The organism is Mesorhizobium sp. M7A.F.Ca.MR.362.00.0.0, assembly GCF_004023175.1.
Classification (GTDB): Bacteria; Pseudomonadota; Alphaproteobacteria; order Rhizobiales; family Rhizobiaceae; genus Mesorhizobium.
Map to the genome: position 1 here is coordinate 21,996 of NZ_RZTF01000047.1, position 3,554 is coordinate 25,549.

Below are 3,554 nucleotides of genomic sequence, written 5' to 3' on the forward strand. Positions count from 1 at the left end.
CGCCGGCCGCAACGTGCGCGCCAGTTTCCTCGGCCTGGTGCCAGGCGCCGGGGTCGAAGCGCTTGGCGTGGCCTTTGTCGATTCAGGCGCCGATTTCCAGACCATGGCCGACAGCCTGGCGCTCTACGGCGACACCGGGGAGGCGGCGAAAGCGGCTGGACACTATGCCGAACCGGAACTCGTCGCGGTTGCCGACAGCCAGCCGGCTGCCGACGCAAGGATTCGCGCGATCGCCGAGCGGCTGATCAGCGGGCTCGGCCTGCGCGACGTGTTTTCGATCGATCTCAGGGTCGAGGCCGACGACACCGTCCACCTCATCGAGTTCGAGGTCTGCCCCGGCCTGCCCTGCTTCGATTTTCGCGCCTATTGCCGCCAGCAATGGGGCCTCGAGCTGGCCGACGCCATGGCCGAGACAGCGGCGAGCCGGCTGATCGGCCAGCGCCATGACGGTTAGGTTTGTCGCACCCTTTTTGCCTGGCAGCGTGCGGCCGCAGTCGCGCGCATTGCTGCTGTCTCGGTAGCAGCCTAGCGCTTTGGTGGGCCCCTATAGAGATACCAGAGCGGCCACGCGACAAGGACGAGCAGGGTTATGATCAGTGCAGACCAATAAAGGAACGGGTCTTGGGCCCGATCTACGAGAAAGATCCCCCGGCCATGCTGCAGTGAAATGGTTTTCCCAGTCCAGAGGCCGACTGCCACGCCTGTACCGCCAACAAGCATCTGTGCGATGAAAAGGCCCTTGCCGATCGGTGAATATCGATTACTTCCGGCCATGCAGACGCCCCCTCTGTAAGCGCCTACAGCGTACCCCTGGAGGTCCAATACTTCCAGCGAGTTTACCCCTGAGGCATTCGCTCGACCGCCTGCAAGGACGGATCCATCTTGTCCCAGGCATGCCCGTGGCTCGTGTAGGTCACCATCTGCGGGCTGAACTGTTCCGGATCGTCGAGGCTGGCCGCGTGGACCACTATCAGCTCGGGCATGGCGACGGGTATCAGAAAGACCGGCGTTCCGCAGGTTGGACAGAAGGTGTGGATTTTTTCGTTGCCGCTGGCGCCCGCCACGCGCCAGGTGCTCACCTCCCCGGTGATGGCCATATCGGCACGTTGGCCGAAGGTCAGGTAGGATCCGTGGCCGGTGCCTGAGCGCTTCTGGCAATCGCTGCACTGGCAGTGGTTCTGGAAGATCGGCTCGTCATTGGTTTCGTAACGGATCGCGCCGCATGCGCAGCCGCCGGTATAGCGCTTGGTCATTGTCATTCTCCACGGGCCTGATTCTGCTTGAGGTCGCAGCATCAGGCCGATTTCGGCTTGGCGAAAATGTCGATGCCGCTGCCGGTTTCGAGGAAGGATTTCAGGCTCGACAGCACCGCCGGCCAGCCCTGGCTGACGCCCTTCGCCATGCCGCTGCCGGCCTCGAGTTCGTCATGGCTGACGGTCAGCCGCACCATGGTGTCGTATTCCTCGATGGCGAACGTCACCTGGCTGGTTTTCGACGGATCGTCGGCCTGCGAAGCGTTCGCCCAGGTGATGACGAGCCGGGTCGGCGGCGAAATCTCGACGACCTTGCCGACGAGTTCGACGGTCCGTTCGTCATTGGCGCGGATGTGCTCCCATTTCGAGCCCGGCGTCCATTCCGAGACGTTCTCGTGGCCCCAGTAGCGCTTTGCGACATCGGGCTTGATTATGGCCTCGAACACCTTCTGCGGCGTAGAGCGGATATAGGTCACGTAGACAAAGCTCGTGGTCTCTTTGGTGGTCATTGGTCTTCTCCTTCGAGTTCTTGCTTCAGGTCGTGCAGCAGGCTGAGCCGCTGTCGTTCGAATTTCCGTACCCAGCGCTCGTAGACTTCGTGCAGCGGCACGGGATTGATGAAATGCAGCTTTTCGCGGCCGCGCTTGACTGTGCTCACCAGATTGGCCGCCTCCAGCAGGTCGAGGTGCTGGGTGGCGGATTGCCTGGCCATGTCCAGGTTTTCGCAAAGCTGACCGAGCGTCTGCCCGTTCTGCTCGCACAGAAGGTCAAGCAGCCTTCTGCGTGTCGGATCGCCCAGCGCTTTGAAAACCTTGTCGGCGTCCATCTGCCTCACTCTGTTGTAAGGCATAATATGCAGGTAAATACCTGCATGTCAACCGGCCATCCGACCCGCGTTGAATGACCGCTCGTCGGCACGGCTCCGCACCCGGCAACTGCGCCAGGCAGATCACCGTGAAATCGCGGAGCAAAGATATGTAAAATGAGCCTGCGGGGCTTCAAACGCCGCCAGGCTTTATCCGATTTTGAACGTGATCTCCGGCGAAAACCGGAATGACTTCTTCGGAACTATGCTTGCAAGGACCTCAGGCGCCCTCGACCAGGACGATCTCGCCGTCGGCGACCTTCTGGCGGATGGCGACGGCGCGCTGGTATTCCGGCGAGTGGTAGCAATCATGCGCCGCAGCGAGCGATTCGAACTCGATGATGACATTGCGTGCGCGGCCGGGGCCTTCGGCCTTTTCATGCTCGCCGCCGCGCGCCAGGAACTTCGCACCGAAGCGCTCGAAGGCAGGCTTGGCGGCGGCGACATAGTCCTTGTAGCCTTCCGCGTCGCGCACATCGACACGGGCGATCCAGTATCCCTTGGGCATTTTCTTGGTCTCCGAACTTGTTCTTGGAAATCTCAGGCCGAGCGCATCTCGTCGAGGATGGCTTCGGCCGCTTCCCGTTTGTTGGCCGCAGCCACGATCGGCCGGCCGACGACGAGGTGGCTGGCGCCGTTGCGGATTGCCTGGCCCGGCGTCACCACGCGCTTCTGGTCGCCATGATCGCTGCCCGCCGGCCGGATGCCGGGCGTCACCACCGCCATGTCGGGTCCGACGATCCGGCGCACCGCCTCGGCCTCCGCGGCCGAGCAGACGATGCCGCCCATGCCGGCATGCAGCGCCTGTTCCGAACGCCGCAGCACCAGCGTATGCGGGTCGTACTCATAGCCGACGTCGATCATGTCCTGCTCGTCCATCGACGTCAGCACACTGACGGCAAGCAGGCAAAGCTCGCTGCCTCTGGCCGCCTCTACGGCGGCCTGCATAGCCTTCGGATAGGCGTGGATGGTCAGCATGGTCATGCCCATCTTGGCGATGTTCTCGACGCCCTTGGCCACCGTGTGGTCGATGTCAAGCAGCTTCATATCGAGGAAGACCTTGGTGCCGCCGCTGGCCAGTTCTCTGGCGAAGTCGAGCCCGCCGGCGAAGGCAAGCTGGTAGCCGATCTTGTAGAAGGAGACGATGCCGTCGAGCTCGCGTACCGCCTCCTCGGCATCCCTCACGGTCGGCACGTCGAGGCCGACGATCAGTCTTTCCTGCATGGATTGGGCCTGCATGGTTCGCATCGTGTCGGCGATCACGCCTCGATCCGGGTGGACAGCATGCGCGAGGTTTCGATCAGCGTGCGGCATAGATGCTCCATCGATTTGTGCAGTCTTTCGTCACGGAAATTGCCGTCTTCGTCGAAGGCGTCGCCGCCCTCGGGCACCGAGCATTCCGGCGTCACCACCTCCATCTGGCAACGCACCAGAAC

Annotated in this window: 5 protein-coding genes and 2 pseudogenes; 1 reads left to right on the top strand and 6 read right to left on the bottom strand. The window is 62.6% G+C overall.

Annotation, left to right across the window (positions count from 1 at the left end):
• Positions 1-454, top strand: a pseudogene (locus tag EOC06_RS42065) (D-alanine:D-lactate ligase-like protein); the annotation flags it as partial.
• Between the two features lie 382 nt (positions 455-836).
• Here EOC06_RS42065 and EOC06_RS09320 read toward each other — a convergent pair.
• The 6 genes and pseudogenes from EOC06_RS09320 to EOC06_RS42070 all read right to left on the bottom strand — a co-directional run.
• Positions 837-1,253 carry a GFA family protein gene (locus EOC06_RS09320; protein ID WP_128307581.1) on the bottom strand — a complete coding sequence of 139 codons (417 nt, stop codon included), beginning with the start codon at positions 1,251-1,253 and terminating at the stop codon, positions 837-839.
• Between the two features lie 41 nt (positions 1,254-1,294).
• On the bottom strand, positions 1,295-1,762 hold the full coding sequence (locus EOC06_RS09325; protein WP_128307582.1) for an SRPBCC family protein: 468 nt from the start codon (positions 1,760-1,762) through the stop codon (positions 1,295-1,297).
• Positions 1,759-2,079, bottom strand: coding sequence for a helix-turn-helix transcriptional regulator (locus EOC06_RS09330; protein WP_056592605.1), 321 nt, complete (start codon positions 2,077-2,079; stop codon positions 1,759-1,761). Before EOC06_RS09330 ends, EOC06_RS09325 begins: the two co-directional genes overlap by 4 nt.
• Positions 2,080-2,338: 259 nt before the next feature.
• Complete coding sequence (locus tag EOC06_RS09335; protein WP_023762651.1) at positions 2,339-2,626, bottom strand: DUF1330 domain-containing protein; 288 nt, start codon at positions 2,624-2,626, stop codon at positions 2,339-2,341.
• A 32-nt stretch (positions 2,627-2,658) separates the two neighbouring features.
• The gene (gene pyrF / locus EOC06_RS09340; protein WP_032901517.1) at positions 2,659-3,366 is read right to left on the bottom strand and encodes an orotidine-5'-phosphate decarboxylase; all 708 of its coding nucleotides are present in this window, start codon (positions 3,364-3,366) and stop codon (positions 2,659-2,661) included.
• 11 nt (positions 3,367-3,377) lie between these two features.
• Positions 3,378-3,554 (bottom strand): annotated as a pseudogene (locus EOC06_RS42070) (FMN reductase); the annotation flags it as partial.

What these genes read in the sequence shown, in the direction of transcription:
- EOC06_RS09320 (WP_128307581.1), bottom strand. Translation starts at nt 1,253, where the DNA reads ATGACCAAGCGCTATACCGGCGGCTGCGCATGCGGCGCGATCCGTTAC.
- EOC06_RS09325 (WP_128307582.1), bottom strand. Translation starts at nt 1,762, where the DNA reads ATGACCACCAAAGAGACCACGAGCTTTGTCTACGTGACCTATATCCGC.
- EOC06_RS09330 (WP_056592605.1), bottom strand. Translation starts at nt 2,079, where the DNA reads ATGGACGCCGACAAGGTTTTCAAAGCGCTGGGCGATCCGACACGCAGA.
- EOC06_RS09335 (WP_023762651.1), bottom strand. Translation starts at nt 2,626, where the DNA reads ATGCCCAAGGGATACTGGATCGCCCGTGTCGATGTGCGCGACGCGGAA.
- pyrF (WP_032901517.1), bottom strand. Translation starts at nt 3,366, where the DNA reads ATGCGAACCATGCAGGCCCAATCCATGCAGGAAAGACTGATCGTCGGC.